Consider the following 24561-nt stretch of genomic DNA (forward strand, 5'->3'; position numbering starts at 1 on the left):
CCGAGGCCGGGACCCGTGCCCGGGCCCTGGCCGGTCGGTGCGCTCACGACGCCCCCGCCGCTTGCGGCCGCCGGGTGATCTGGAGCAGCACCGGCTCGGCCGCGTCCGGCGACTCGACCTCCACCGCGCGGACCTCGCTGGTGAAGCACGCCAGCGCGTCCTCGACCGACGTACGCAGCGCGTCACCGCCGTCGTCGCCACCGCCGCACCCGCAGCCGCCGGACTCGGCGGCCCGCACCCGCAGCACCCCGGTCGCCGCGTCGAAGCCGACCAGCTCCACCGGCTTGCCCGGCACCCCCGCCAGCGCGCGGGCGATCCGCTCCTCCAGCGGCTCCGGATGCAGGTCGTGCAGCACGAGCATCGCCGACACCGGCTCGTCGCGCAGCAGCCGCTCCAGCGCCTTCGGCTCGGTCTGCCCGAGCAGCGCCAGCACCCGGGCGAGCCCGGCGCCGTAGAAGTCCATCAGCGCCCGGACCAGCTCCTCGGCCGCCGCGCACGCCGCCCGGTCGCCGGACGCGGCCAGCTTGTCGAGCACCTCCTCGACCCGCCGCCCGGCCAGCTCGGCGTCGGGCGGCGCCACCGCCGCGGTCATCCGCCCATCCCGCTCAGCCCGGTCGGCACATGCATCTGCTCGACGGTCTTGCCGCCGCCGACGTACATGTGCACCCCGCACGGCAGGCACGGGTCGAAGCTGCGCACCGCCCGCATGATGTCGATGCCCTTGAAGTTCTCCGGGGAGTTCTCCTCGAAGATCGGCGTGTTCTGCACCGCGTCCTCGTACGGCCCCGGCGTGCCGTACGTGTCGCGGGTGCTGGCGTTCCACGGGGTCGGCGGGTACGGGTGGTAGTTGGCGATCTTGCCGTCGCGGATCACCATGTGGTGCGACAGCACACCGCGCACCGCCTCGGTGAAGCCGCAGCCCAGACCCTCGTCCGGCACCTCGAACTTCTCCCAGGTCTGGCTGCGCCCGGCCCGCACCTCGGCCAGGCCCTTCTCCGCGAAGTGCAGCGCGACCGCGGCGGCGTACGCCTGGAAGTAGGTGCGGGCGCGGTTGCGCTCCAGCGCGTTGGACCACTTCGGGATCTTCCACTCGAAGCTCGTCTCCGGCTTCGTCATGGTCCGCGGCAGGTTGATCTTCACGCTGTGGCCGGTCGCCTGCACGTAGCCGATGTCGACCAGGCCGGACAGCGCGGTGGACCACAGCCGGGCGATCGGGCCGCCGCCGGTGTCCAGCGCCAGGTGTTCCTTGCCGTCGAACCAGCGCGGCGACATCACCCAGCTGTACTTGTCGTCGAAGTTGCGCTTCTGCGGCTGCGGGATGGTGTGCTGGTTCCACGGGTGCCGCGGGTCGACGGGGTTGCCGAGCGGGTCGTGCGTGACGAACTGCTCCTTGCCCGCCCAGTCCTCGTAGTACGAACTGCCCAGCAGGATGCGGATGCCGAGGTTGATCTCGGTGAGGTCGTTGGTGACCAGCTTGCCGTCCACGATCACGCCCGGGGTGACGAACATCCGCCGGCCCCAGTCGGTCATGTTGCGGTAGGTGAAGTCGCAGTACTCGGGGTCGTTGAGCGCGCCCCAGCAGCCGAGCAGCACCCGGCGCCGGCCGACCTCCTCGTAGCCGGGCAGCGCCTCGTAGAAGAAGTCGAACAGGTCGTCGTGGAGCGGCACCACGCGCTTCATGAACTCGACGTAGCGCATCAGGCGGCTGAGGTAGTCGGTGAACAGCTGCACCGACGCGACGGTGCCGACACCGCCCGGGTAGAGGGTGGAGGGGTGCACATGGCGCCCCTCCATCAGGCAGAACATCTCCCGCGTGTAGCGGCTGACCTGGAGCGCCTCGCGGTAGAACTCGCCCTCGATCGGGTTGAGCGAGCGCATGATGTCCGCGATCGTCTTGTAGCCGTGCTCGCCGGCGTGCGGCGCCTCGGTGCGCTCGGCCAGCTCCAGCACGCCCGGGTTGGTCTCGCGGACCATCCGCTCGCAGTAGTCGACCCCGACCAGGTTCTCCTGGAAGATGTTGTGGTCGAACATGTACTCCGCGGACTCGCCGAGGTTGATGATCCACTCGGCCAGGTGCGGGGGCTTCACGCCGTACGCCATGTTCTGCGCGTACACCGAGCAGGTCGCGTGGTTGTCGCCGCAGATCCCGCAGATCCGGCTGGTGATGAAGTGCGCGTCGCGCGGGTCCTTGCCGCGCATGAAGACGCTGTAGCCGCGGAAGACCGACGAGGTGCTGTAGCACTCGGCGACCTTCTTCTGCTTGAAGTCGATCTTCGTGTGGATGCCCAGGCTGCCCACGATCCGGGTGATCGGGTCCCAGGCCATCTCCACCAGACCGCTGCCGTCGCCGGCCGCCTTCGTCGTCGGTGAACTCATCGTCTCTGCCGTGCCCTTCGTCGTGCGAGTCGTTCGGGGGAGTCGGGGGAACTGGGGGAGCTGGGTGAGCTGCCGGAGCCGGAGCCGGGGGTGCGCGGCGGCCGGCCACCGGCCGCCGCGGGCCGGGCGCCGGTCACCACGGCGGGCGGTAGCCCGTGGTCAACTCCGCCTCGGGGTGCCGCCACTTGGGCTCCTGGTCCACGGTGTGCAGGGTCACCGAACGCAGCCTGCGGATCACCGAGCCGTACACGCCGCTGAGCGTGCTGGAGACCTTGCCGCCGGGCGGCTCGTCCATGAAGGGCATGAACTTGTCCGGGAAGCCGGGCATCGTGCAGGCGATGCAGATGCCGCCGACGTTCGGGCAGCCGCCGACGCCGTTGATCCAGCCGCGCTTGGGCACGTTGCACTTCACCACCGGACCCCAGCAGCCCAGCTTCACCAGGCACTTGGGGGAGTCGTACGTCGCGGCGAACTGCCCCTGCTCGTAGTAGCCGGCCCGGTCGCAGCCCTCGTGCACGGTCGCGCCGAAGAGCCAGGCGGGCCGCAGCTGGTCGTCCAGCGGGATCATCGGGGCCGAGCCGGCCGCCTGGTGCAGCAGGTACACCAGCGTCTCGGAGAAGTTGTCCGGCTGGATCGGGCAGCCGGGCACGCACACGATCGGGATGCCCGCGTGCGACTTCCAGTCCCAGCCCAGGTAGTCCGGCACGCCCATCGCGCCGGTCGGGTTGCCGGCCATGGCGTGGATGCCGCCGTAGGTGGCGCAGGTGCCGATCGCCACCACGGCCAGGGCCTTCGGGGCGAGCCGGTCGATCCACTCGCTGGTGGTGATGGGCTGGCCGGTCTCCGGGTCGTCGCCGAAGCCGCTCCAGTAGCCCTCGGCCTTGATCGACTCGTTCGGGATCGAGCCCTCGACGACCAGCACGAACGGGTCGATCTCGCCGCGCTCGCCCTTGAAGAACCACTCGATGAAGGTGTCGGCGCCGCCGACCGGGCCGCACTCGAAGTCGATCAGCGGCCAGTGCACCTGGATCTTGGGCAGGCCCGGCAGCACGCTGAGGGCGATCTCCTCGATGCTCGGCTGGGTGGCGGCGGTCAGCGAGACCGAGTCGCCGTCGCAGCTGAGCCCCGCGTTGATCCAGAGGATGTGGATCGGTGACTCGTCGCCGGCCGGGTCACTGTCCTGCGAGGTGCCGGCCGGGGCCGGCGACGGTGCGCTCATGGGATTTCCTCCTGCGGGAGGTACGGACGGAACATCGCATGTCAGACACCACCCTGCGGTGTGCCGGAGGGCCGCGGGCGATCAGGCGCAGCCATTACGGTGGCGCCCCGGAAACCCGTCGGCGGCCGGTGGCAGGGTGCGCACCGGTCCTCCTCGGAGCGCGACTCGGCACGGCGTGCCGGACGCGTCACCCGCTCACCCGAGATCCTCCGCCCGACCGCACGCGGAGCCCGTCCGCCGCCGCCGCGCTGTCACACGAAAGCGGACCCGCGAACAGGACCACTTGGCGGGCATGACGGTGTATGGCCGCGGCCGGCCGCGGAGTTGGGGTCCCCGGCGGGCCACGGAAGGCGTACGGGACGCGGCGTGTGCGCGTGCGGGTGCGGGTACGAGGCGCGGCCGCGCGCGGGCTCGCGCGACGGCGGGTCCGTGCGGTGCCCTGCGGGTGTGGCGTGGTGCGGGTCGGGTACGGGTGCTGCCCGGCTCAGGGGTGGGTCGTATGGGCGCGGGCGGGCGAGCGCGCGTGGAAAGTGTGTGGCTTTCGCGACGGCGGGTCCGTGCGGCGTCCTGCGGGTGTGGCGTGGTGCGGGTTGGGTGTGGGAGCCGCGCGGCTCAGGGGTGGGGCGCGGCGTCGGAGGGAGCCGCTCGGCTCGGACGGAGGGGCGTCAGGCGTCGGCGCCCGAGGGCTGCCCGGCGAGCCGCAGGGTCAGCCGTTCGCGCAGTTGCGTGAGGCGGTCGATCTCCGCGTCGAGCGCCGCGAGCCTGCGGGCGACCACGCCGCCCGGCTCCGGGACGCAGCGCGGCGCGGGCCGGTCCACCAGCTGGTGCAGCCGGGGCGCCAGCCCGCGCAGGTCCGCCACCGTGAAGCCCGCCGCCAGCAGGTCGCGGATCAGCCGCACCCGGGCGACGTCGCCGGGCCCGTACTGCCGCTGACCCGACGCCGTACGGCCCGGAGCGGGCAGCAGGCCGCGCTGCTCGTAGAAGCGCAGCGCCCGCGGTGTGGTGCCGGCGGCGGCCGCCGCGTCCCCGATCCGCAGCAGCGCGGGCTCGCCGGGCCGCGGGCCGTCGACGCCGGCCGGGCCGCCCTGGGCGGGGACCGGGTGCGCGGCGGTCTCGACGGCGACCGCGCTCCCGGTCCGGGCGCGGCGGCGCGGGTCCGCGAGCCCCGGCGGCGGCGCGGAGCCGCCGGTCCGCCCGGCGGCCCCGGACCGCGGCTCGACCGCCGTTTCCGCGCCGCCCGCGTACGAGAGCGCGGGAATCCGCCCGGTGCGCATGCGTGACCTCCTGTCCGCCGGGGAGCCGCCCACCGCGGCCGGCCCCGGCCCTGCCCCAGCCCTGCCTCAGACGTCCACGACCACCGTGCCGAAATGCCGGCCGCGTACCAAGTCCTCCAACGCCTGAGGGGCCCGTTCGATGCCCGCGATCCGGGTGTGCGGGAAGTCGATGCCGCCCGAGCGCAGCCACGCGCCGAAGCGGGCGGTCCACTCCGGGGCCACGTCCAGGTGCTCCATGCCGGCGTAGCCGCGCACCGACACGCCTCGCAGGATCAGCCGGTAGCTGTCGATGACGGCGGGTGCGGCACCGCCGTCGCCGTCCGCGTCCAGCTGCCCCGACAGGGCCCCGACCAGCGCGAACCGCGCCCCCTTGCGGGCGACGTCCACGGCCGCCGTGAGCTGCTCCCCGCCCACGTTGTCGAGCAGGACGTCCACCCCGTCCGGCGCCGCCTCAGCCAGCCGCCGCGCGAAGGACCCGGGGCCGGCGCCGCGCAGCACCGCCGCGTCGTAGCCCAGCTCGGCGACCAGCCGCTCGGCCTTCTCCGCCGAGCCGGTGGTGCCGATCACCCGCCCGGCACCCAGTTGCCGCGCGATCTGCCCGGCCAGGGTGCCCACCGCCCCCGCCGCCCCGGTGACCAGCACGGTGTCGCCCGCGCGCACCTCGCCGAGCCGGGTCAGCGCCCCGTAGGCGGTGGCGCCCTGGTTGAGGTACTGGACCGGCTCGGGCAGCGCGCCGTCCTGGTCCAGCCGTACGCACTGGTCCGCGGGCAGCACGGCGTACTCGCGCCAGCCGAGCATGTGCAGCACCGGGGTGCCCGGCCGCAGCGCGCTGCCGTCCGGCGCGGCCACCACCTCCGCGACCGCCGGGCCGAAGAGCGTGTCCCCGGCCCGCAGCGGCGGCATCGGCGTGTCCTGGACCGCGCCGCCCATCAGGGTGCGCAGTGCGGCGAAGACCACGAAGTGGCGGTTGCGCACCAGTACCTCGCCCGGCCCCGGCCGCGGCACCGGCCCCTCCGCCACCGTGAAGTGCCGCGCCTCGGGCAGCCCGTTCGGCACCTCCGCCAACCGCACCTCGCGCGCACCGCCGCCTGCTGCCGTCGCCATCGCCTGTTCCTCTCCGTCGTGCATCGTCCGTGTTTCGTTCGTGCTTCGTTCGTGCCTTGTCGTGCTTGCCGGTCCGTCGGCGCGCCCGGTGGGGCCGCCCAGGGTCGCCTGGGGGCCGTCTGGGGCCGCCGTGCGTCGCTGTGCCGGTACGCCGCGTGCGTCGAGGTGACCGCACGAATCCGCGAGCGCGCCGGAACGCTAACCCCTGACCCGCACGTCAAGGTCAAGCCGCGCGGATTCCCCCGTATGGCGCAAGCCGGACAAGTGGTCCAGGCTGGTAGTGAGCCCTGGCGCCGGCGTGGCAGGTCCGGGCAAGAGCCGCGGGTGCGGTCCTCCCTCCTGCCGCGCGCCCGTCCCGGCCGGAGGGAGGACCTGGCATGTATGACAACGCCGATCCCGTGACACAGCCCGATCCGCGGGTCCTCGCCCGCCGTGTGGCCGAGCGCCGGCTCCAACTGGGGCTGAGCGAGGGCGCCCTGGCGACGCAGGCGGGCATGGCGCCGCGCTACCTCCAGCACCTGCTGAGCGCCGGGGTGGACTTCGATCCGGGCGGCTTCGTCCGGATCGCGGGCGCGCTCCACCTGTCCTACGACGACCTGCTCGAAGGGCGCACCGGCGGGCCGCCCGGGCAGGGCGAACCGGCCGCGCACCCCGCCCTGCTCCACCTCACCGAGCTCGAGTGCTGGGACCGGCTCGGCAGCCGTGGTGTGGGCCGGATCGCGCTGCCGGTCGAGCCGAGCCCGGGCGTCTTCCCGGTCAACTACGCGATCGACGCGCAGCCGGCCGACACCCGGTCGATCGTCTACCGCACGGAGCCCGGCAGCGCGGCGGCCCCCGCCGCGGGCGCCGCCGTCTCCTTCGAGGTGGACCGGGTGGACGACCACGTCAGCCAGGGCTGGAGCGTCCTGGTCACCGGTATCGCCGAGCACATCGACGACCCGGTCGTGGCGCACCGCCTCGACGAGCGCCACCCCGCGGATTCGTGGGCCGGCGACCACCTGCCGCTGTGGGTGCGGATACGCCCGGACCACGTCAGCGGACGGCGGATCGGCACGCCGTGACCCGCCGGCCTCCGGCGCGCCCGAGCCGCCGCGCACCCATGTCCCTCGCCGCGCCGGGTAGGCGAAGGGAGAGCAGGCCGCGCTGAAGGAGGCGGACACGATGCGCCGTACGGTCGCCGTCGGAGTCGACGGCTCCCCCGAGAGTCTGGCCGCCGCGCACTGGGCGGCCCGCGAGGCCGTACGGCGGCGGGTGCCGCTGCGGCTGGTGAACGCCGCCGCCCCGCCGCCCGGCCTGGTCGCCCCCGCCGACCCGCACTCGGCTCCGGTGAACGAGGACTGGTCGCCCTACACCGCCGCCGCCGACCTGCGGCGCGCCCATCCCGCCGCCGAGATCAGCGTCGAGCAGGTGGTCGGGCAGGCGCTGCCGGTGCTGTTCGCCGCCGCCGACGAGGCGGCACTGCTGGTGCTGGGCTCGCGCGCGGTGAGCGCCACCGCCGGGTTCCTGCTCGGCTCGGTCCCCCTCACCGTCGTCGGGCAGGCGCCGGTCCCGGTGGTGCTGGTCAGGGCCGAGGGGGCGGGCGGGGCATCCGGAGCGGGCGAGGGGTCCGAGGTTTCCGGGTCGGGTGACGGCGGCGGCGACGTCGTGCTCGGCCTGGACCTGGCCCGGCCCAGCGACCACGTCCTGGAGTTCGCCTTCGACGCCGCCGCGCACCGCTCCGCCACCCTCCGCGTCGTGCACGGCTGGAACGCGCCCCTGCCGTACGGCCTCGGCGCCGCGAACTCCGACCCCGACGCCCGCGCCGCCCTCCAGGCCCACGAGACCGGGGCGCTCGCCGACGCGCTGGCGCCGTGGCGCGAGAAGTACCCACGCGTCCACGTCATCGGCGAGACCATCGTCGGCGCCGCCGACCGCCACCTGCTCAGCGCCTCCGCGGACGCCGCCCTGCTGGTCATCGGCCGCCGCCCGCGCGGCACCCGGCTGTCGGCCCACCTCGGCTCGACGTCCCACTCGGTGCTGCACCACGCCGTGGTCCCGGTCGCGGTGGTCCCGCACGAGTGAGCGCGGGCCGGGAAGGACGACGGGGGCCCGCGGCGCGGGTCAGCGCCCTTTGGCCAGCAGATGCGGCGCGTGCTCGGCGACGGCCTCGAGTATCTGCTTGCGTGACGGGTTCACCATGGCGTGCCCGGCGACCGTCACCGTCGGCACCGTCTCGTTGCCGTCGGCGACCAGCCGTACGAACGCGGCCGCGTCCGGGTCGCGCCAGATGTTCACCGTCCGGTACCGCAGCCGGGTGAAGCGCAGTTGCGTCAGCAGTTTGAGGCAGAAGACGCAGGCGGGCTGGTGGTAGACGACAACGCCGTCATCGGGATACTCGGCCATGCCGGAAGCCTAGAGGCACCGCTCGGTGCGGGGGGCCGTCTCTGCCAACCTGAAGCGGTCCCCGCTGACGGGTCCGCCGGCCGCCGCCGCGCATACCGGCACGTAATCCGGGCACGCGACCTGCGACGACGAAGGAGTGATCCATGAGTGACAGCAGCAAGGCCAAGGCGAAGTCCGACCAGGTCAAGGGCAAGGTCAAGGAATCCGTCGGGCAGGCGGTCGGCGACGACGAACTCGAAGCCCAGGGCCGGGGCGACCAGGCCAAGGGCGACGTGCGACAGGCGGGCGAGAAGCTCAAGGACGCGGTGAAGCACATCGGCAAGGACTGAGCCTGCCCGTCCCACCGCGGCGCCCCCGCTCCCACGCCAGGGAGCGGGGGCGCGGGCGTGTGTACGTGTGTACGTGTGCCGCACGGGACTCGTCGGCGGGGTGCGGTGCGGAAAATCGCTGCTCGGATCGGGTACGCGGCTGGCATGCTCAGGGCCATGGCTTTCCGTACCGCGACCGCGCGCGACCTCCCTGACCTGCTGGCTCTTCTGATGGGGGAGGAGGGCGTCGTGGACCCGGGCGGCGTCGAGGTCTCCGACGCCCACGAGGTGGCCTTCGCGGCGATCGAGAGCGACGACCGCAACGAGATCGCGGTGCTCGAAGGGGACGACGGGGCGGTGCTCGGCTGCCTCCAGCTCACCTACATCCCCGGACTGACCCGGGGCGGCCAGGAGCGCGCGCTGATCGAGGCGGTACGCATCCGCGCCGACCTGCGGGGCGCCGGGCTCGGCCGTGAACTGCTGACCTGGGCGATCGAGCGGGCCCGCGCCCGCGGCTGCGGCCTCGTCCAGCTGACCAGCCACGCGCGGCGCGCCGACGCCCACCGTTTCTACGAGTCGCTCGGGTTCGTCCGCAGCCACCACGGGTTCAAGCGAGAGCTGTGACCGCGGCCCGCCCGCGGGAGCTACTCGTACGTAACGTCACAACTGCGTCACTCGGCCGATGCCCGGCGAAGCGGACTGGAACGCTCATCCCTCCGTAACCGCATCAGGGGGACGAACATGAGCACCCGCACCCGCACCACCCGCACCGCCCGCGGCGGCAGACGCGCCGGCAGAACCGCCGGCATACGTGCCGCCGCGGCTGGAGCGGTCATCGCCACCGGCCTGCTCGCGTCGGCCTGCGGCCCCGCCGCCACCGGGGCGGGGACCCCGGCGCCGCCCACCACGACCGTCTCCGCCGCGCCCCTCGCCGACTCGCCGGGGTCCGCCACCTCGACCCCGGCCGCCACCGCGTCGGACGCGCCGACCGCGACACCGACCGCGACACCGCCCACGCCCACGCGTACGGCCACGCACCGCCCGGCGCCGGTCACCACCACCCACCGGCCCGCGCCCACCGTCCACCACACCGCGTCGTCGGGTTCGGGTTCGGGTTCCGGCTCGGGCGGCAGCGGCGGCACCCATCGCACGGAGGCGCCCGTCGCGCCCGGTGGCGGGGCGACCGCGAAGTGCAACGACGGCACCTACTCCTACTCCCAGCACCACCAGGGGACCTGCTCCCACCACGGCGGGGTGGCCGTCTTCTACAAGTAGCCCGAGGCCCGGCGCCCGGGCAGCTCCGAAGGGCGGCGGACCCGGTGGGGTCCGCCGCCCTTCGGAGCGTGCGTGCGTGGAGCGAGCGTGATGCCGGCGTCAGCGCGTCATCGTCAGTACGCGGAGTTCACGTTGTCCATGGAGCCGTACTTGTCGGCCGCGTAGTTGCAGGCCGCGGTGATGTTGGCGACCGGGTTGTAGATGTTCCAGGACGTGCCGGACACGTGGTAGGCGTTGAAGGTCGGGTTGATCACCTGCAGCAGGCCCTTCGAGGGGATGCCGTTGCGGGCGTTGATGTCCCACAGGTTGATCGCCTTCGGGTTACCGCTCGACTCGCGCATGACGTTGCGGTGGATGCCCTCGTACGTGCCGGGGATGCCCTTCTTGTGCATGATGTCCAGCGACTGGCGAATCCAGCCGTCCAGGTTGTTGGCGTAGGTCTTCGCGGCAGGCTTCGCCTTCGCGGCGGCGGCCTTCTTCGCGGCGGCAGCCTTCTTCTCGGCGGCCTTCTTCGCTGCGGCCTTCTGCGCGGCCGCCTTCTCGGCGGCTGCCTTCTTCACGGCTGCGGCCTTGGCGGCTGCGGCCTTCTGCGCGGTGTCGGTCGCGCTCTTGTCGGCGACCGGGACCAGGTTGACCTTCTGCTGCGCGGCGGCCGGTACGGCCTTCTGCGGGGCGAGGCTGGACTGGGCGCTGATCTGCTTCACCGGCTGACCGGCGGAGACGCTGAACCCGGTGGTGGCGTCGCTCGCCGCGGTCGCCGCTCCAGCCCCGGCGGTCGCTTCCACGCCCACGACTGCGAGCAGGACCGCGGCTGCGGCAGTGGTGCCGGCAGCAGTGATCTTGTGCTTCTTCGACAGCCGGTTGAACGAGGAGACGCCGGGGAGCTTCTTGGTGACCGTGGAGAACTGCATTGCGGGTTTACCTCTTCCGTTGGGGACCAGTGAATTGTTAGAGGTCCCGGATTCAACGGTCAAAGGCCCCACCTACGGACAATTCCGTAGGTGGGTTCGGTGGGGAAAAGGCGATCGCGCGTATCCGCATGACTGCGCCGTCGCGCGGCCGGGTCGGGTACTACCGCGCTTAGTTTGTGACCTGGGCCATACCGAGGGGATCACACAGGGGGCACCCAGCAATCACGGGAAGTACCCGGATATGCGCGCACCGTGGAGAATTCCGGCCCCTTTTCCGGCGCTCGCCCATTACCCGGAGAAACGGGGTTCCGCGCCGCCGTGACAGGGGCTCGGCCCCCGAAGCGCCACCGTCACCAGGCGGGTGGGTGGGGGCGGCCTCGGAGGCCGGGCTCCCGGCGGCACCGAGGGCGCGCGGGCCGGCTCCCGGGCTCCCCGGCTCCCCTGCTCCCCGGCCGAAGTGGGCCGTTCTTCCGGTTTCGCCGACGCCGGGCCCGGTGGCCTGGGGCGTTGCGCGGACCGCGACACGCGTTGCGAAACGATCATTGGACACGGGGCGTGTGCTCTCTCCAGGGTGGGAAGCGTCGGCCGGCGAGGCCGCCGCCGGGACAGCGAGGAAGGATCACCATGGGCGACGAGAGCACCGAGAGCACGGAGCGCGCCGGGACCGAGGGGGAGACCGCGGGGGCGGGCGGGCGCGCCGGCCTGGTCGCCGGGGTGCGCGCGGCGCTCGGACCGGTCGGCGTGGTGCTCCCGGTGTCGTTCACCGGCCTGCCGCCCATCGACGTCCAGCGCGCGGGCGCCGGGCGGCTGGAGCAGGCCGGATACCGCACCGCGTGGACCAACGAGGTGGTCGGCGGCAAGGACGCCCTGGTCCAGGCGTCGATGCTGCTGGCCGCCACCCGGCAGCTGGTGATCGGCACGAGCATCGCGAACATCTGGGCCCGGTCGCCGCAGACCCTGCACGCGGCCGCGTCCCAACTGGCCGAGGCGTACCCGGGGCGGTTCGTGCTCGGTGTCGGGGGCGGCTACCCGCAGCAGGCGGAGGCCGCCGGCCGCGCCTTCGGCAGCCCGCTGGCCACGATGCGTGACTACCTCGACCGGATGGACGGCCCGACCCAGCCGCCCGCGCCCGCCGCGGACTACCTCCGGATCGTCGGCGCGAACGGGCCGAAGATGCTGGCACTGGCCGGCGAGGCGTCCGACGGGGCGTTGCCGGCCGGGGTGCCCCCGCAGTACACGGCGTACACCCGGGAGCTGCTCGGCCCGGACAAGCTGCTGGTCGTCGGCATGACCGTGGTGCCGGACCAGGACCGGGAGCGGGCGCGGACGGGGGCCCGGGAGATGGCGGCCGCCCTGCTCGCCCGGCCCTCCTTCGCGGCGATCGCCGCCCAGATCGGCCTCGCGGTACCCGGCGACCGGGAGCCGGACGACGAGCTGGTCGACGCGCTCGTCGGCCACGGCGACCCCTACGCGATCGCGGCCACCGCCCGCCGCCACCTCGCCGCCGGCGCGGACCACGTGGTGCTCATGCTCCAGCCCGGCGGGGAGTTCACGGACGGCGTCGCGGCACTGGAGGAGCTGGCACCGGCCGTGGCAGCCCTCGACTGACCCCCGTCCGCCCACTCCCACGCAGCCAGGGCGCCGACGCCGCCCGTGTCGGCCGGGCCGTCCCGAACGTCCGATCCCCGTCGCTCGCGGCCAGGGTGCTCCCACGCCGAAAGCGGCGGGGGAGCCGGACGTGGGTCCGGGCCGTGTTGTGGAAGGAGCGCCGTCCGCCCGAAGGGCAGGGCCCGTGGTGTCTGGTGCTCCCCCCTTCCTTCGGCGGGGGAGGTGCACCCAGATCGCAAGGCGGAGGGTTGTCCTCGTCGTGGGCCTACTCGGACCAGCCCGGCAACGAAACGAGCGTGCGTGCCAGCCGCCACGGGATGGGGGCACTTCCCCCGCCGAAGGGGGGGAGGGACTTCCAAGAACACGCCTAGCGCCCCAGCGCGGTGAGGGCGGCGGTGGTGGCGTTCGCGATCAGCGGGTCGGCGGACTCGGCGTCGGGGGTGCCGCGGTCGGTCAGCACGCTGATGACGACGGGCGCGCCGTGCGGGGGCCAGAGGACCGCGATGTCGTTGCGGGTGCCGTAGTCCCCGCTGCCCGTCTTGTCGGCGACCTTCCACCCCGACGGCGCCCCGGCCCGCACGTACGGGCCACCGGTGGTGTTGCGCACCATCAGGTCGGTGAGCAGCGCGCGGCGGCCGGTCGGCAGCGCGCCGCCGAGCAGCAGGGACCGCAGGTCCGTGCCGAGCGCGCGGGCGGTGCTGGTGTCGCGGGTGTCCCCGGGCACGGCGTCGTTGAGCGCCGGCTCGGGCCGGTCGACGTGGGTGACCGCGTCCCCCATGGCGCGTACCGCCTCCTGCAGCCCGGCGGGGCCGCCCAGCCGGTCGAGCATCAGGTTCTCCGCGGTGTTGTCGCTGTACCGCAGCGCGGCCGCCATGATCGCCCGCAGCGTCATGCCCTTGCCCTGCCCGGCGTGCTTCGACGTGATCGGCGAGTACGGCACCAGGGCCGACGACGGGTACGTGACCACGCGGTCGAGTTCGGCGTCGCCGGCCCGCTTCAGCAGCGTCCCGGCGGCGAGCACCTTGATCGTCGAGCAGTGCGCGAACCGCCGGTCCGCCTGGTACGCGACGCTGCGGCCCGACCCGGTGTCGAGTGCGTACAGGCCGAGGTGGGCGTGGAAGCGCCGTTCCAGCTCCGCGAACGACCGGCGTGCTCCGGCGTCCTGCGTATCGCCCGCGGAGGGGGTCGCCGAGGAGGTCGCGGCGCCCGAGGGAGCCGCGTGTGCCGCCCGCGGGGTGCCGTCGCCGCTTCCGCCGCCGCACCCCGCGAGGAGCGCGGCGACCGCGGCGAGCACGCCCGCCGCCCGCCAGGTCCGGTGATCCGTGTCGCGCATGGCCACCACTGTGGTCGGGCGCGGGGGCCGGGTCAAAGACGTCACGGCCCCCGCGCCCCCGTGTCACAGCCCGACGTCCCGCAGGCTCATGTCGGCCAGCGACTCCCGGCGTACGAGCACCCGCGCCGCGCCGTCCCTGACCGCGATCACCGGCGGGCGGCCGACCAGGTTGTAGTCCGACGCCATGGAGAGGTGGTAGGCGCCGGCGGCGGGCACCGCGACGAGGTCGCCCGGGCGGACGTCGCCGGGCAGCGGCACCCGGTCGGCGAGGATGTCGCCCGCCTCGCAGTGCCGGCCCACCACCGTGGCCGGGGCCGGCGCCGCGGTGGAGCGGCGCCCGACGAGCCGGGGCGCGTACCGCACCCCGTACAGCGCCGGCCGGGGGTTGTCGCCCATGCCGCCGTCGACGGCCACGAAGGTGCGGCCCGGGGTCCGTTTGACCGACAGCACCCGGTAGACGGCCACCCCGGCCGGGCCGACGATGGCGCGCCCGGGTTCCAGGGTGAGGCGGGGGACGGGCAGCCCCGCCCGAGCGCAGCCGGCCGCGAGTTCGGCACGGACCCGGTCGGCCAGGGCGCGCGGGTCGAGCGGCTGCTCGCCGGGGCGGTAGGCGATGGCGTGGCCGCCGCCGATGTCCAGCCGGCCCAGCGCCAGGCCGTGCCGCCGGTGTATCCGCGCCATCAGCCCGACCATCCGGCGGACCGCGGCGACGTACGGGCCGGCCGCGGGGATCTGCGAGCCGATGTGGCAGTGCAGGCCGACGAGTTCGAGGCGCGGTTGGCCGATGATCCGTTCGACGGCGTGCTGCGCGGAGCCGTCGGTGATCGACAGGCCGAACTTCTGGTCGTCGGTGCCGGTGCGGACCGCGGGGTGGCCGCCGGCCTGGACGCCCGGCGCGACCCGCACCATGACCTGCTGCCGGTCGGTGGGCGGGACGATGGCGGCCAGCCGGGCGATCTCGGACATGCCGTCGAGGACGATCAGCCCGACGCCGAGGCGGACGGCGGTGTGCAGGTCCTCCGGGCTCTTGGCGTTGCCGTGCAGCACGATCCGCTCGGCGGGGACGCCCGCGGCGAAGGCCAGGCCGAGTTCGCCGGCCGAGCAGACGTCGAGTCCCAGGCCCTCCTCCGTCACCCACCGGGCGACGGCGCGGCACAGGAACGCCTTCGCCGCGTAGAGGATGTCGGCGTCGGGGAAGGCCGCGCGGTAGGCGCGGCAGCGGTCGCGGACCTCGGCCTCGTCGAGGACGTAGAGCGGGGTGCCGAACCGGTCGGCGGCCTCGACGAGGGAGACCCCGCCGACCGTGATGTCACGGTCGCCGCTGCCTTCGTCGCCGGTGCCTTCGCCGCTGGTGGCGGAGAGGCGGGTGGAGGCGGGCCACACCGCGGGCGCCGGGGCGCCGGCGGGCGCCGCGGACAGGGTGGCCGGGGGAGAGGCGTGCATGCGGCGCCCCCTCAGCCGATCGCCCGCAGGGCACCGAGGTGCCGCGGGTCCCAGTCGCGCGCCGAGGGCGCGGGGACAGGCGTGGGAGCAGGCGCGGGAGCAGGCGTGGGCGTGGGTGTCGCGGCCGGGGCATGGGCCGCCGGGGCCGGCGCCGAGAACCGCGGGTCGACGGTCAGGGCCGCGACGCCCAGCGGTTCGGCGAGCGCCCGCAGCGCCGGCGCGGAGAGCCTGATCCAGCTCTGCCCGGCGCCCAGCGCGGCCGACAGCCGCTCCGGGGAGGTGAAGCCGACCGCGGTGCGGGTGCCCAGCGGGGTCCGGAAGAACCGCGCGGTGCAGCCGGCGGGTCCCGGCCGGACGGGGACGAAGAGAGGTCCGGCCGGGAAGGGTTCGCAGGGCTCGGGGTCCTCCGGGTGCAAGGTCGCGGCCACAGTTGCCTCCAGGTGCAGTGCGTCGATCGCGTCCGGGCGACGTGCCGTGGACGCCTCGTCGACGCTATGCCCGCCGACCCGGCGGACCCCCGCCCGCTGACGCGGACTTGACGCCGCGGGCCGCGCCCCTGACGCGACGCTGACGGACCCCCCGCGGATCGGACGCGCAACCACGTCCCCGCGGGCTCGGGCCGGGGTCGGCCCCCTCCTCATCCGGTCCGGGCGCGGCTTCGACGCCTACGGTCGCGGGCGGCGCCGGGTGCCATCGGCCCCGCCCCGCGGGGCAGCCGTCGCCATGTCGCGGACCCGGTCCGGAACCGCCCGCCGCGGCGCCGTCAGAGCGCGTCGCTGTGGAGCTTGTGGGCGCTGCGCAGCGGCATGTACGGCTCCTGGCCGGCGGGGTGGCCGTCCGCGATGGCGCGCTGCCGGTCGAGTTCGGCGTTGATCTCGGCGCCCAGCAGGATCGCGAGGTTGGACAGCCACAGCCAGACCAGGAAGGTGATGACGGCCCCCAGGCTGCCGTAGACGCGGTCGTAGGAGGCGAAGTGGGCGGCGTACAGCTCGAAGCCGACCGAGGCGACCACCCACACCACGACCGCGACGAGGCCGCCCAGGGTGCCCCAGCGGAAGCGCTGCCGGGCGTTGGGCGCCGCCCAGTACAGCAGCGCGAAGAGCAGGCTGAGCAGGGCCAGCGCCAGGGGCCACTTGCCCCACTGCCACACCGCCGTGGTGGTGTGGCCCGCGCCGAGGTCGGTGCCGACGCGGCCGGCCAGCCTGCCGCTGAGGACGGCCAGCGCGGCGAACACCGCCATCAGCACCAGCACCAGCACGGTGAGGCCGAGCCGCAGCGGGAGGAGGAACGTCAGCGGGCGGCCCTCGGGAACGTCGTAGACGGCGTTCATCGCGCGGATGAACGCGGCGGTGTAGCCGGACGCCGACCACAGCATGGTGAGCAGTCCCACGGTGCCCGCGGCGACGTGCTGCCGCTGGAGGTGGGTGAGCGCGTGGGTGAGCAGGTCGCGGGCGGGGCCGGGGGCGAGGTGGTGGACGTCGCGGATGAGGAGGTCCGTCGCGGAGGGGCCGATCTCGCCGAGCACGGCGATGAACACCAGCAGCGCCGGCACGAGGGACAGCACCGCGTAGTAGGTCATCGCGGCGGCGCGGTCGCCGAGGTTGTCCTCCCGCAGCTCGCCCAGCACCCGGCCCAGCGCCTCCCGCCGGCTCCGGACGTCCAGGCCGGTCCGCCCGGACAGGGTCGCCCGTTCCCACAGAGCCGCCCACCGGCCCGGTTCGGCGGTTTCCGCGACGTGAACGACTTCCGCGGCGTCAGCGGCTTCTGCGGCTTCCGCGACTTGAGCGACTTCCGCCGGCTCGGCGTCCAAGCCGGGCCGGTCCCCCCACGACGAGGTCATGAAACGTGCGCTGCCTTCCTCGCGGTCCCCCCGGCAACGCGCGCGCCAGGACTCCGGGCCGGGCATCCGCACCCGCGAAGTCCCGTTGCCCAGGCGCTCAGACCAGGCGGCAGGGGACTTCGAGGTCCTCCGAGAGGTAGTGGATGGCGCAGACCCGATGGTAGCCGTCGGCGATCACCAGCGGCTGCCCGCGGATCAGCAGTACCGGCGACAGCTTCTCGCCGGTGACCGCCTTCTTCATGTCGTGCGCGACATGCGGGTTCACCGCCGGCAGCAGCTCCAGGCCCGAGGCGCGCAGGATGTCCTTCGCCTTCCTGGAGGTGGTGGTGGCCGCTTGGAGCCGCCGCACGGCCTCCTGGGCCTGCGCGGGCGTGACGAGCAGTTCGAGGAAGTCGACGGCCGCCGGGAAGTCGTGCTCCTCCGGGTCGTTCTTCCAGACCGGATCGGTCATCGTGCGGCCTCCGTTCGCGCGTGGCGGTCGATGGTGACCTTGAGGTGCTTCATGATCGGCTGGTCGCTCTGGGTGCTGTGGTCACCGATCGCGCACAGGACGTTCATCTCGGGCATGTAGCCCGCCGCGCAGCCGCGCGGGATGTCGTACGGGATGGCCAGGTAGCCGTCGAGGCGGCGGGTGGTGCCGTCCTTGGCGGTGCTGACGATGTCGACCGGGTCGAACTCGGCGAGGCCGCGCTCGCGCATGTCGTCCCGGTTCATGAAGACCAGCGTGCGCAGGTTCCTGATACCCCGGTAGCGGTCGTCGTCGGAGTAGATCGTGGTGTTCCACTGGTCGTGGGAGCGCAGGGTGCCCAGCACCAGGGTGCCGGGCGCGGGCCGGACGTCGGGCAGCGGCGCGGCCGAGAACTCCGCGCGCCCGGACTCGGTGAGGAAGACCAGCTCCCGGGCGGGCTGCTTGATCCGGAAGCCCAGCGGCAGCCGCACTCGGCGGTTGAAGTCCTCGAAGCCGTCGAGGACCTGGGCCATGGTGTCGCGCACCCGGTCGTAGTCCTCGACGTACCACTCCCACGCGGTGGCGCTGTCCGGCAGGGCGGCACGGGCCAGGCCGGCGACGATGGCGGGCTCGGAGAGCAGGTGCGGCGACGCGGGGCGTTTCATGCCGACCGACAGGTGCACCATGCTCATCGAGTCCTCGACCGACGTGCTCTGCACGCCGCCGGCCTGGTGGTCCTTCTCGGTACGGCCCAGGCACGGCAGGATCAGCGCCTGGCGGCCGTGCACCAGGTGGCTGCGGTTCAGCTTGGTGCTGACCTGGACGGTGAGGTCGCAGCCGCGCAACCCCGCGAAGGTGTACGGGGTGTCGGGCGCGGCCATGGCGAAGTTGCCGCCCATGCCGACGAAGACCTTGACGTCGCCGCGGTGCATCGCCTCGATGGTGCGGACGGTGTCCAGGCCGTGCGCGCGGGGCGGCTGGATGCCGCAGGCCGCGGCGAGGCGGTCCAGGAACACGTCGGTGGGGCGGTGGTCGATGCCGCAGGTCCGGTTGCCCTGCACGTTGCTGTGCCCGCGCACGGGCGAGGGCCCGGCGCCCTCCCGCCCCAGGTTCCCGCGCAGCAGGAGGAGGTTGACGATCTCCCGGACGGTGTCCACGCCGTGTTCGTGCTGGGTGACGCCGAGGCACCAGCTGAAGATGCTGCGGTCGGCGTCACGGTAGACCTGGGCCGCCTTGAGGATGTCGGCGCGCGACAGGCCGCACTGCTCCTCGATCTGCGCCCAGGGGGTCGCCTCGCACAGCGCCCGGTACTCCTCGAAGCCGGTGGTGTGGCGGTCGATGAACTCCGAGTCCAGCGCCTTGGGGTCGGACCCGGAGTGGGCGAACACCGCCTTGGCCATGCCGCGCAGCAGCGCCATGTCGCCGCCGATCCGCGGCTGGAGGTTCAGGGTGCTGGTCCGGGTGGACTTCATCAGGGCCATGTCCGTGAACTCGTGCGGCACGATGGTGCGCGTGGCCGCCCCCTCCACCAGGGGGTTGATGTGCACGATCTGCGCGCCTCGGCGGTAGGCGTCGGCGAGGGCGGTGAGCATCCGGGGCGCGTTGGAGGCGGCGTTGACGCCCATGATGAACAGCGCGTCCGCGGCCTCCCAGTCCTTCAGGTCCGCGGTTCCCTTGCCGGTGCCCAGCGCGGCCTGCAGCGCGCGGCCGCTGGCCTCGTGGCACATGTTGGAGCAGTCCGGCAGGTTGTTGGTGCCCAGCTCGCGGGCCATCAACTGGTAGAGGAAGGTGGCCTCGTTGCCGAGCCGGCCCGAGGTGTAGTACGCGGCCTGGTTCGGGTCGTCCAACTCCCGCACGGTGCGGCCGAACAGCTCGAAGGCGTCCTTCCAGCGGATCGGGACGTAGTGGTCCGACGCGGCGTCGTAGACCATCGGCTCGGTCAGCCGGCCCTGGTCCTCCAGCGCGAAGTCGCTCCACCGCGACAGCTCCGTCACCGAGTGCGCGGCGAAGAACTCGCGGCCCACCCGCTTGCGGGTCATCTCCCAGGTGACGTGCTTGATGCCGTTCTCGCAGATGTCCAGGTGCAGGCCCTTGATGTCGTCGGGCCAGGCGCAGCCGGGACAGTCGAAGCCGCCGTTCTCGTGGTTCATCCGCATGATCGCGCGCGGGCCGTCCACCAGTTCCCGATCGCGCATCAGGACGCGGCTGACGCTGCGGGCCGCGCCCCAGCCGGCGGCCGGGTGGTGGTAGGGGCGGAACGTCGGCGGGTCCTCGGGCGCGGCCCCCACCCGGGGTTCCGGCTGGTGGTCCTCGCCGCCCGCGCCGGCTTTGTCAGAGGGGCTCACGGGGCTCATGGCTGGCATCCTTCCGCCGTCGCGGGCGTCGCAGATCCTCGCCGGGCGCGGCACGGACGCGTGCCGGGCGCGGCCGGTTCCCGGCGCATTGCACGAAGCTATGCCGGGGCGGCCGTCCACGCCAGGTGACCCGCCACGCGAGCGCCGAGCGTATCCGCTTCCCGCGTTTGCGGGCAGCGCCGATCGGGTGTAGGGGAATTCCTTACTTACGCCGAATGGATTGGGCACGGCGTAATTCCCTTCGGCGTCAGGCATTTTCCCTACGCCATACGGCAGGGGGCGGGTCCCGCATTCCGCCCGGCTTGCGAGCGGCCGGGTATCGCGTTTCAGTGAGAGTGTCCCTCCGTCGGAGGAGTAGCCATGTCGATGTCGCCCGGTCCGGGATTCGGCTCGTCCGATCCCTTCAGCGATCTGCTGAACCGCTTCGTCGGGATGTCGCCTGGCTCGTCGCCCCCGGCGGTGCGGCGGGTCCCGATCGGGAGGCTGCTGAGCGAGTCCGCCCACGAACCGATCAACTCGGCCGCGCGCAGGGCCGAGGAGGACGACGCCGCGCAGTTGGTCGGCGCCCCGCCCGGATACGTCGGCTACGAGGAGGCGGGCCGGCTCACCGGGAAGACGCGCCGCCAGCCGTACAGCGTGGTGCTCTTCGACGAGGTGGAGAAGGCGCACCGCGACGTCTTCAACACGCTGCCGCAGATCCTCGACGACGGGCGGCTGACCGACTCCCAGGGCCGCACGGTCGACTTCCGGCACTGCGTGGTCATCATGACGTCCGGCATCGGCGCCCAGCGGATCATCGCCCACCAGGGTGACGTGGCCGAGATCAAGGACGAGTTGATGGCGGACCCGCGGGGGCGCTTCCTGCCCGAGTCCCTCAACCGCATCGACGACATCATCCTCTTCCGCAGCCTCACCGAGGACGACCTGGCGCGGGTCGAGGACCATCCGCTGGACCTGAGCAAGCACCGCGTGCGCGCGCAGGGCATGACGCCGGAGGTCACGGAGAGCGCGAAGAAACCCCTGGTCGCGCACGGGCACCAGCCGGAGTTCGGCGCCCGCCCGCTGCGGCGCACGATCCAGGCGGAACCCGACAACCGGATCGCGTCCCTGCTGCTCGGCGGCGAGGCGGACCCGGGCGACACCATCGTCGCCGACGTCGAGGACAACTCGCTGCACTGCACGGTCCGCCCGAAGCCGGCCGACGCCGGCGACGGTACCGCGGACGACAACGCATCCTGAGAGCGGGGCGAGGCCACCATGGCGCATCACCACAAGTCGAACAAGGCCGTCGAGGGAAACCCGGAGACCGGACACGGGCGCGGCATGCCCGAACGGCCCGACGAGGCGGAACTCCAGGAGCAGACCGAGGAGGACCGGCGGGAGGTGGGCCTGCCCACCGACCCCGGCGCCGCCCGCACGCGGCCGGAGGAGTCCGAGGAGCCCGGGGAGCCCGGTTCCGGCTGACCGGATCGAGCGGAGCATCGGCCGCCCCGGCGGCCTCGGTGGCCCGGCGCGCCCACCAGCGCGCCGGGCCACCGGCCGTGCCCGCGGTCGCACGCTCGGGTGTTATCGATGCCAATCGCGTTGCCGGGCGCGGTCGTCGGCCGAGCGTGGGCGCCGGTGCCGCTTCCCCGTGCGCGCCCGCCGACCGGCGGCGAACGTGGGGGAACGTCGCCAACTCCGGTGAGCGGCAAGCCGATCGCGGGGGAGCGCAGGCCGTGGGGCCGTAACTTCTGTGTACTCGTGGGGCGGCAGCTCTAGTGTTATCGATGCCAACGGACTAGGGTTCCGGGCAACTTCGCGCACGCCCGCCGTCCGCGCGCGGCCGTCCAGGCCCGCCCGACGGCCCACCCCCCGAGACGAAGGACTGGCATGGCACACCCCCGAAAAAGACTGGCCGTGGCGCTGCTGGCCGCGGCCATGGCCGTGGTCGGCGCCGGCGCGTCAGCCGCCTCGACCGCGACGGCGGCTCCGGCGGCCACCACCGGCTACACGGTCTCCGTCGGGTCGAAGGGCACCTTCGCCTACCCCACCGACACCCCGGCCAGTTCGTACATCGACAAGGACGGCACCTACTACTTCCAGCAGTCCGACGGCGAGTACGGCCCGACCGGGCCGCGGTACTGGGACTTCTTCACCGGCACGAACCTGGAGACCGCGACCCGCTCCAGCGCGATCAGCGACGCGGTGAACCCGGCCAACCCGCAGGACCGCAACAACGACACCACCTGGCGCTGTGACAACAGCCCCACCGGCAAGACGGCCACCAACGCCCCGGCCGGCTCCGGCTACACCCAGCGCAACTTCTGCGACCTGGTGGGCACATGGGTCGACCCGGACACCGGCAACTGGTACGGGCTGGTGCACAACGAGTTCACCCCGCAGCCCTTCGGCGACGGCATCCACTACGACGCGATCGACTACGCGGAGTCCACCGACCAGGGCAGGACGTGGACCATCAAGGGCCACGCGCTGACCTCGCCGTACAGCACCACCCGCGGCGACAGCACGGCGTTCCCGCAGCAGAGCTACTACTACGGCGACGGTGACCAGCGGCTGTTCGTCGACACCGCCTCGGGGTACTTCTACGTCTACTACGGCTCCCGCGCGGTGGACAAGAACGGCAGCTGGAAGGCCTTCTACGAGCACGTGGCCCGCGCCCCGATCTCGGCGAAGATGGCGCCCGACTCCTGGCAGAAGTGGTACGACGGCTCCTGGTCGCAGCCCGGCACGGGCGGCAAGGAAAGCAACATCGTGCCGGTCGACTCGCCCGGTGACACCGGCTACACGGCCCCGTCGGCGGAGTACGACCCGGCCACCCCCGGAACCGTCGAGCAGCAGGTCGCGGCCGGCACCGCGCCGCCCACCTCACCGCTGTTCGTGATGGACGTCTCCTACGACGCCTACCTCGGCCTCTACATCGGCGAGCCGCAGGCGGTCGACCAGAGCGGGAACGCGCCCCAGCAGTTCTACGCCACCGCCGACCTGGCCACGCAGAAGTGGACCCTGCTCGGCGACACCGGCGGGTACACCACCGCGTCGTGGTACCGCTGGATGCTGGACGGCGCCAACAAGACCAGCTCCACCATCGTCGGCAAGACCTTCCGCGCATACTGCTCCATCGCCTGCGCGGACGGCTCCGACGGGCAGTACGCCGACGTGACGATCGACGCGGCCAGGTCCGCCGCGGCCCCGGTCGTCTCGGACCGGTCCTACACGATCGCGAGCGGCGCGGGGAGGGTGCTCACCCAGTCCCGCGGCGCGCACGCCGCCACCGCCCGGCCCGCCGCGGCCCGATCGGCCGCGCAGGCATGGAAGTTCACCGCGAACGGCGACGGCTCCTACCGGATCACCAACGCCGCCACCGGCCAGGCGCTCGGCGTCCCCACCACCTCCACGGCCACCCGCGCCTGGGGGACCAAGCCGACCGTTACCCCGCTCGGCGCCGGCGGACCCACCGTCGGGCAGCAGTGGTTCGTCATCCCCGGCACGTCCGCCCACGGGGCGAAGACCGGCACCTTCCGGCTGGTCAACCGGTACAGCGGCCTGGTGCTCGGACTGTCCGCCGACCCCCGGCGCGGCACCGAGACCACCCCGGCCCGCAGTTGGACCGACCACACCGGTAGCGCCGTCGGCGGTCACCGGAGTGCCGCGGAGCAGACCCTCACGCTGACCGCGGCCCGCCGGTAGCACACCAGCACACCCACCCCACCCCCCACCCAGACAAGGGGAACAGACATGGCATCGACAGCGACGACTCTTCGCCGGTGCGCCTTAGTGGGCGCCGCGGCAGCGATGGTGATGGCGGTACCGCAGATGGCGTCGGCCTCGGTCGGCGGCGGCAACGTGGCGGTGAGCTGGTCGATCCCGGGCACCCCCGCGTCCGGGCTGACCAACATCACCTTCCCGTTCACGGTCAACCCCGCGACCGCCCACCAGTCCGGCACGTACTTCGCGCAGCAGTTCGGCTTCACCAACGCCCCCGACGTCGGCTACACCGGCCTTCAGCCGCGTGCCGACAGCGGCGGCCACGAGCGGCTGCACGGCGTCTTCTCCAGCTTCAACGCCGGCACCACCACGTCGGACCCGAACTGCAGCGACGGAGCCGACGGCGGCGCGGGTGTCAGCTGCGCCGTCGAGTTCGACGGGGTGTACGGCCACCAGTACGCGCTCAAGGTGGTCAAGTCCGGCTCCGACACCTGGACCGGGACCGCCACCGACACGGTCACCGGCGTGTCCACGCACATCGGCTCGTACACCCTGCCGGCCGGCAGCGGGAACCTGCAAGGCTCCCAGGGCGGGTTCGTCGAGTACTACGCGGGCATTCCCAGCTGCGCGCAGATGCCCAGGACCGACGCCGTGTTCGGTGGTCCGACCACCACCGACGCGGGCGGTCTGGGCGGCACGTCCAGGGCCGACTACGAGTACAGCGACTGCGTCGGGGAGTCCGGCTACCAGGCCGCCGACGACGGCTCCGGCACGCACATCACCCGCGGCTTCGTCTCGTAGCCGAGCGGTTCCGGAAAAGCCCTGTGGCGGGGGGGGGGGGGGGGGGGGGCGCGCCCGCCCCGGGGGGTGGGGGGGGGGGGGGGGGCGTCACGCGGGGTGCGGCGGGGGAGCGCCGCTACGGGGGCGGGTCGGCGTCGGGCATTCCCTCACCGTCGCACGCGGGAAGCGGATCTTCCG

The 24561-nt window shown here is 73.5% G+C and carries 22 protein-coding genes and 1 pseudogene; 10 read left to right on the top strand and 13 right to left on the bottom strand.

Annotated features, from left to right (window positions below; genetic code table 11):
- Window positions 1-43: 43 nt before the first annotated feature.
- The 5 genes from ACIPAE_RS39160 to ACIPAE_RS39180 all read right to left on the bottom strand — a co-directional run bounded on the left by ACIPAE_RS39160 (window position 44) and on the right by ACIPAE_RS39180 (window position 5973).
- The gene (locus ACIPAE_RS39160) at window positions 44-592 is read right to left on the bottom strand and encodes a hypothetical protein (RefSeq protein WP_329372272.1); all 549 of its coding nucleotides are present in this window, start codon (window positions 590-592) and stop codon (window positions 44-46) included.
- Window positions 589-2376 (bottom strand): nickel-dependent hydrogenase large subunit, encoded by a 1788-nt coding sequence (locus ACIPAE_RS39165; protein WP_328460760.1) that lies wholly within the window; start codon window positions 2374-2376, stop codon window positions 589-591. The genes ACIPAE_RS39160 and ACIPAE_RS39165 overlap by 4 nt, the downstream gene beginning before the upstream one ends.
- 133 nt (window positions 2377-2509) lie before the next feature.
- Window positions 2510-3595, bottom strand: a complete 1086-nt coding sequence (locus tag ACIPAE_RS39170; RefSeq protein ID WP_328460758.1) for a hydrogenase expression protein HypE — start codon at window positions 3593-3595, stop codon at window positions 2510-2512.
- Window positions 3596-4260: 665 nt separating this feature from the next.
- The gene (locus tag ACIPAE_RS39175) at window positions 4261-4632 is read right to left on the bottom strand and encodes a MerR family transcriptional regulator (RefSeq protein WP_366414255.1); all 372 of its coding nucleotides are present in this window, start codon (window positions 4630-4632) and stop codon (window positions 4261-4263) included.
- Between the two features lie 303 nt (window positions 4633-4935).
- A complete protein-coding gene (locus tag ACIPAE_RS39180) occupies window positions 4936-5973 on the bottom strand; it encodes an MDR family NADP-dependent oxidoreductase (protein ID WP_402452146.1) in 1038 nt (345 codons plus the stop codon).
- 377 nt (window positions 5974-6350) lie between these two features.
- Between ACIPAE_RS39180 and ACIPAE_RS39185 the strand changes: the two genes are divergently transcribed.
- The gene (locus ACIPAE_RS39185) at window positions 6351-7034 is read left to right on the top strand and encodes a pyridoxamine 5'-phosphate oxidase family protein (protein WP_329372276.1); all 684 of its coding nucleotides are present in this window, start codon (window positions 6351-6353) and stop codon (window positions 7032-7034) included.
- Window positions 7035-7134: 100 nt separating this feature from the next.
- Complete coding sequence (locus ACIPAE_RS39190) at window positions 7135-8034, top strand: universal stress protein (RefSeq protein ID WP_402452149.1); 900 nt, start codon at window positions 7135-7137, stop codon at window positions 8032-8034.
- A 39-nt stretch (window positions 8035-8073) separates the two neighbouring features.
- Here ACIPAE_RS39190 and ACIPAE_RS39195 read toward each other — a convergent pair whose 3' ends face one another.
- Window positions 8074-8355: a glutaredoxin domain-containing protein gene (locus ACIPAE_RS39195; protein ID WP_366414248.1), complete on the bottom strand. Its 282-nt coding sequence runs from the start codon at window positions 8353-8355 to the stop codon at window positions 8074-8076.
- A 143-nt stretch (window positions 8356-8498) separates the two neighbouring features.
- Between ACIPAE_RS39195 and ACIPAE_RS39200 the strand changes: the two genes are divergently transcribed.
- The 3 genes from ACIPAE_RS39200 (at window position 8499) to ACIPAE_RS39210 (ending at window position 9938) form a co-directional block, all read left to right on the top strand.
- Window positions 8499-8684: a CsbD family protein gene (locus ACIPAE_RS39200; RefSeq protein WP_402452151.1), complete on the top strand. Its 186-nt coding sequence runs from the start codon at window positions 8499-8501 to the stop codon at window positions 8682-8684.
- Between the two features lie 156 nt (window positions 8685-8840).
- The gene (locus ACIPAE_RS39205; protein ID WP_402452154.1) at window positions 8841-9287 is read left to right on the top strand and encodes a GNAT family N-acetyltransferase; all 447 of its coding nucleotides are present in this window, start codon (window positions 8841-8843) and stop codon (window positions 9285-9287) included.
- Window positions 9288-9404: 117 nt separating this feature from the next.
- Window positions 9405-9938 (top strand): DUF3761 domain-containing protein, encoded by a 534-nt coding sequence (locus tag ACIPAE_RS39210; protein WP_402452157.1) that lies wholly within the window; start codon window positions 9405-9407, stop codon window positions 9936-9938.
- Between the two features lie 113 nt (window positions 9939-10051).
- On the opposite strand, the gene ACIPAE_RS39215 is transcribed toward ACIPAE_RS39210, so the two are convergent.
- Window positions 10052-10849, bottom strand: a complete 798-nt coding sequence (locus tag ACIPAE_RS39215) for a transglycosylase SLT domain-containing protein (RefSeq protein ID WP_329372284.1) — start codon at window positions 10847-10849, stop codon at window positions 10052-10054.
- 624 nt (window positions 10850-11473) lie between these two features.
- On the opposite strand from ACIPAE_RS39215, the gene ACIPAE_RS39220 reads away from it, so the two are divergent.
- A complete protein-coding gene (locus ACIPAE_RS39220; RefSeq protein ID WP_402452160.1) occupies window positions 11474-12457 on the top strand; it encodes an LLM class flavin-dependent oxidoreductase in 984 nt (327 codons plus the stop codon).
- Between the two features lie 367 nt (window positions 12458-12824).
- On the opposite strand, the gene bla is transcribed toward ACIPAE_RS39220, so the two are convergent.
- From bla to ACIPAE_RS39250, 6 genes are all read right to left on the bottom strand, one after another.
- Window positions 12825-13790 carry a class A beta-lactamase gene (bla, locus tag ACIPAE_RS39225; protein ID WP_402452163.1) on the bottom strand — a complete coding sequence of 322 codons (966 nt, stop codon included), beginning with the start codon at window positions 13788-13790 and terminating at the stop codon, window positions 12825-12827.
- A gap of 63 nt (window positions 13791-13853) precedes the next feature.
- On the bottom strand, window positions 13854-15233 hold the full coding sequence (gene lysA, locus ACIPAE_RS39230; RefSeq protein WP_329372291.1) for a diaminopimelate decarboxylase: 1380 nt from the start codon (window positions 15231-15233) through the stop codon (window positions 13854-13856).
- Between the two features lie 11 nt (window positions 15234-15244).
- Window positions 15245-15661: an SAV_915 family protein gene (locus ACIPAE_RS39235; RefSeq protein WP_402452166.1), complete on the bottom strand. Its 417-nt coding sequence runs from the start codon at window positions 15659-15661 to the stop codon at window positions 15245-15247.
- 335 nt (window positions 15662-15996) lie between these two features.
- Window positions 15997-17073 carry a YihY/virulence factor BrkB family protein gene (locus ACIPAE_RS39240; protein WP_402452169.1) on the bottom strand — a complete coding sequence of 359 codons (1077 nt, stop codon included), beginning with the start codon at window positions 17071-17073 and terminating at the stop codon, window positions 15997-15999.
- Between the two features lie 97 nt (window positions 17074-17170).
- On the bottom strand, window positions 17171-17524 hold the full coding sequence (locus ACIPAE_RS39245) for a hypothetical protein (protein WP_329372296.1): 354 nt from the start codon (window positions 17522-17524) through the stop codon (window positions 17171-17173).
- Window positions 17521-19875 carry an FdhF/YdeP family oxidoreductase gene (locus tag ACIPAE_RS39250; protein WP_402452172.1) on the bottom strand — a complete coding sequence of 785 codons (2355 nt, stop codon included), beginning with the start codon at window positions 19873-19875 and terminating at the stop codon, window positions 17521-17523. The genes ACIPAE_RS39245 and ACIPAE_RS39250 overlap by 4 nt, the downstream gene beginning before the upstream one ends.
- Window positions 19876-20409: 534 nt before the next feature.
- On the opposite strand from ACIPAE_RS39250, the pseudogene ACIPAE_RS39255 reads away from it, so the two are divergent.
- The 4 genes and pseudogenes from ACIPAE_RS39255 to ACIPAE_RS39270 all read left to right on the top strand — a co-directional run.
- Window positions 20410-21114 (top strand): annotated as a pseudogene (locus tag ACIPAE_RS39255) (AAA family ATPase); the annotation flags it as partial.
- An 18-nt stretch (window positions 21115-21132) separates the two neighbouring features.
- Window positions 21133-21339 carry a hypothetical protein gene (locus tag ACIPAE_RS39260; protein ID WP_402452175.1) on the top strand — a complete coding sequence of 69 codons (207 nt, stop codon included), beginning with the start codon at window positions 21133-21135 and terminating at the stop codon, window positions 21337-21339.
- A 408-nt stretch (window positions 21340-21747) separates the two neighbouring features.
- Window positions 21748-23565: an RICIN domain-containing protein gene (locus ACIPAE_RS39265; RefSeq protein WP_402452178.1), complete on the top strand. Its 1818-nt coding sequence runs from the start codon at window positions 21748-21750 to the stop codon at window positions 23563-23565.
- A gap of 87 nt (window positions 23566-23652) precedes the next feature.
- Window positions 23653-24384 (top strand): hypothetical protein, encoded by a 732-nt coding sequence (locus ACIPAE_RS39270; protein WP_366414436.1) that lies wholly within the window; start codon window positions 23653-23655, stop codon window positions 24382-24384.
- Window positions 24385-24561 lie beyond the last annotated feature (177 nt).

Origin of the sequence: Streptomyces sp. NPDC087270 (genome assembly GCF_044744625.1) — a bacterium.
Lineage (GTDB): Bacteria > Actinomycetota > Actinomycetes > Streptomycetales > Streptomycetaceae > Actinacidiphila.